We start from the raw sequence: 3,167 nt of genomic DNA, 5'->3' as shown, positions 1-3,167 counted from the left end.
CCGGCCCGCTTCCTGCAACGCTTGTGATTGGCGAAATCGTCGATGGCAGCGTCTTTCTCCCCGTCACTGTACGGTGAGAACCGAGATCGCCGTGGTTCGGGCGACGTGCCCCAGCCGGCGATATCAGATCAGCGAATCCGTCCAGAGCACAATGTCCTTCGCCGCCTGGCCGAAGGCGTTGTCCAGAGCGTTGACGTAGGCGGCGTTGCCGCCGCCCGAAACCGGCGCGCTCGTGGTGAAGCTCTTGGCGGCGCGGACTTCGCCATTGCGGTCGTTGAGGATGCGCACGAACAGCTCGACCTCGGCATGCTCGCCGCCATTGACCCGGACTTCGAAGGAACGGACCTCGGCGATGATCTGGTAGTCGATCGCCAGCCCCTCGCCCGGCTTGCCGACGCCGGCGAAGCTTCCGGAGCGCTGGAAGGTCTCGGCCAGCCTCGCCTGCACGATGAGCGGCAGCCGGTCGGCCCATTGCGCGCCCTTGAGGTACTGGATCGAGCCGTCGCCCGGCTTGATGACGATGTTCTGGCTGTCCAGCGCCTTGAGCGCGGAGGGCTGGGCGATCAGGATCTGGCGACGGCTGCGGCCATGGGCGTCCACTGACGGTGCCGACAACTCGAACGTGTCGAGCGGCGCCGGCTTGGCACCGAGGGCCGCGCAGCCGGCGAGCGAAAGCGCAAGCAGCGCCGCAGCCGATGTCAATCCAACCGACTTCACCCAAACCGACGTCACACGCGATCCCCGTTGTCCCCAGATCGTAAGATCAACCCGCAATTGCGGCTCATGTTCTTGCTGTGGGCGCAGGCCGAAGTCAACGCCGCACCCTGCCGTCATATTGCCGGACCTCGCCCTCGCCGCCCGACAGGATACGCCCCGGGTTGCGGCTGAGATCGGTCACCGCTTCCTCGATGCGGTTGATCGAACGCCGGCTGTCCTGGACCAGCGCCTCGACATTCTGCAGGCCCTGGCCGGAGAAACGGGCGAGATTGTCGGTGATGGTGCCGAGCCGCGCATTCAGTGTGTCGGCGACCTGCTTGAACGATTTCAGCGTCTCACGGGCATCCGCCATGACGCCGTTCGCCTCGCCCGAGCCGAGCAAGTTGTCGACCTTGGCCAGGATGCCGTCGACGCGCACCGAGGCATCGTTGAGCCGCTGCGCCAGCTGTTTGGCGTCCTTGATGGTGTCGTCGATATCGTCGGCGCGGTTGGCGAACTTGTTCGTGACCTTGGCAATGTCGGCGGCGGCCTGATTGGCGTTGTCGCTGGCCTTCTGGATGTTGGCCAGCGCCGTGCGCACCTCGGCCGGATCGATGCCGTCGAGCACGCCGTTGACCTTGTCCAGCGTGCCTTGCGTCTTCTGGGCGAAGTCGTTGATCGAGCCGACCGCCGTGTTGACGTTGTTGATGACGGTATCGAACTGCTTGGAGGTTTCCTTCAGGTTGCCGGTGACCGTGTCGACATTGGCGACGATGTTCTTGATCTGGTCCTTGTCGACGGCGTTGAGGAGGCCTTCGGCGGCCTTCAGGGTGCCGTCGAGCTTGCCCGAGACACCCTTCAACTCGTCCGACAACGCACTCACGCTGGACAGGAACTTGTCGATGCCGTCGGAATTCTTGGCCAGCGCGTCGGAAAAGGTCTGCACGTTCTTGACCGTATCGGTCAGCGGCCCGCGCACGTCATGGGTGAACCCTTCGAGATCGGAAAGCACCTTGTCGGCGCGGGTAAAGATGGTCTGCGCGGTCTGCAGGAGGTTGGTGACCGCGGATGGATTGGCGACGATCTCGGCGTCCTTGCCTTCCTTCTCGGCCAGGTCGAGAAGGTTTTCCTCATTCAGGTTGGCGCCCTTGAGCTCGATATTGGCCTGGCCACTGAGGCCGGCAATGCCGATATCGGCCTGCGTCGACTTGGTAAGCGGCGTCGTCCGGCCGATTTCGGTGCTGGCGATCGCGGCGGCCGGATCGTTGGGCGCGATATAGACGCGCTTGACCACGCCGACCTTGACGCCGTTGAACAGCACCAGGCTGCCGGGGCCGAGGCCCGAAGCCGAACCTGGAATGCGCACCAGCAGCACGGCCGTCTCGCCCCTGTCGCCGATGGCGGCGGTCCAATAGACAAAGGCGAAGGCCGCAACAATCGCGGCCAGAGTGAAGATGCCGACAATGACGTAGTTGGCTCTTGTTTCCATTGCCTCACTTATGACTATGCGCGCGCCGCAAGATCAAGTTGCCGGGCACGTTTTCCGCGGAAATAGGATTTGACCCAAGGCTCCTCGCTCTTCAGCATGTCGTCGATCGTACCTTCGACCAGCACTTTCTTCTTGCCGAGCACCGCAACGTGATCGCAGGCCGTGAACAGCGTGTCGAGGTCGTGCGTGACCATGTAGACGGTGAGATCCATGGTGTCGCGCAGCTTGACGACGAGTTCGTCGAACTCCGCCGCGCTGATCGGATCAAGCCCCGAAGTCGGCTCGTCGAGAAAGACGATGTCCGGGTCCAGCGCCAGCGCGCGCGCCAGCGCCGCGCGCTTGATCATACCGCCGGAAAGCTCGGAGGGGAATTTCTGCGCCGCGTCGGGCGGCAGGCCGACCAGCTCGATCTTCAGCAGCGCCAGCTCGTCCATCAGCTTCCTCGGCAGGTCGAGATATTCCCGCATCGGCACCTGCACGTTCTCCTGCACCGTCAAGGCTGAGAACAGCGCGCCGTGCTGGAACAGAACGCCCAGCCGCATGTCGACGCGCAGGCGCTCGATATCGCTTGCCTTGTCGACGTCGACGCCGAACAGCTTGATCGTTCCCGATTGCTTGGGCATCAGCCCGAGGATGGTTCGCAAAAGGACGGACTTGCCGGCCCCCGAAGCGCCGACGAAACCAAGTATCTCACCACGCTTGATGTCGAGCGACAGCTTGTCGAGGATCAGCTTGTCCTCAATGGCGACGGTGACGTCACGCACCGAAAGCACGATCTCGCTTTCGTCAGCCTCCTCCGCAGTCTTGACCCCGTTGCCGCTCGCGTTCGCCATCTCAGAACTCGATCGCTGCGTAGAACATGGCGAAAAGCCCGTCGAGGATGATGACGACGAAGATCGACTTCACCACCGAGGCGGTCTCGTGCTGGCCGAGCGATTCGGCGCTGCCACCGACCTTCATGCCCTCGACCGACGCTATGATG

At 63.4% G+C, this 3,167-nt stretch carries 4 protein-coding genes; all 4 read right to left on the bottom strand.

Features of this window, described 5'->3' with window-relative positions:
- Positions 1 to 123: 123 nt before the first annotated feature.
- Positions 124 to 834 carry an ABC-type transport auxiliary lipoprotein family protein gene (locus EN780_RS30830; RefSeq protein WP_128276166.1) on the bottom strand — a complete coding sequence of 237 codons (711 nt, stop codon included), beginning with the start codon at positions 832 to 834 and terminating at the stop codon, positions 124 to 126.
- Positions 812 to 2,185 (bottom strand): MlaD family protein, encoded by a 1,374-nt coding sequence (locus EN780_RS30825; protein ID WP_128276165.1) that lies wholly within the window; start codon positions 2,183 to 2,185, stop codon positions 812 to 814. The genes EN780_RS30830 and EN780_RS30825 overlap by 23 nt, the downstream gene beginning before the upstream one ends.
- Positions 2,186 to 2,199: 14 nt before the next feature.
- On the bottom strand, positions 2,200 to 3,018 hold the full coding sequence (locus tag EN780_RS30820; protein WP_128276164.1) for an ABC transporter ATP-binding protein: 819 nt from the start codon (positions 3,016 to 3,018) through the stop codon (positions 2,200 to 2,202).
- A gap of 1 nt (position 3,019) precedes the next feature.
- A partial coding sequence (locus tag EN780_RS30815) for an ABC transporter permease (protein ID WP_189556874.1) occupies positions 3,020 to 3,167 on the bottom strand: 148 nt, incomplete at its 5' end.

Origin of the sequence: Mesorhizobium sp. M4B.F.Ca.ET.089.01.1.1 (assembly GCF_004022605.1) — a bacterium.
Taxonomy (GTDB): domain Bacteria; phylum Pseudomonadota; class Alphaproteobacteria; order Rhizobiales; family Rhizobiaceae; genus Mesorhizobium; species Mesorhizobium abyssinicae.
Note: the sequence above shows the minus strand (reverse complement) of the source record. Positions and strands in the feature narration are given on the sequence as shown.

Excerpts from the sequence above, each read along its gene's own strand:
- EN780_RS30825 (WP_128276165.1), bottom strand. The coding sequence starts at position 2,185 with ATGGAAACAAGAGCCAACTACGTCATTGTCGGCATCTTCACTCTGGCC.
- EN780_RS30820 (WP_128276164.1), bottom strand. The coding sequence starts at position 3,018 with ATGGCGAACGCGAGCGGCAACGGGGTCAAGACTGCGGAGGAGGCTGAC.
- EN780_RS30830 (WP_128276166.1), bottom strand. The coding sequence starts at position 834 with ATGACGGCAGGGTGCGGCGTTGACTTCGGCCTGCGCCCACAGCAAGAA.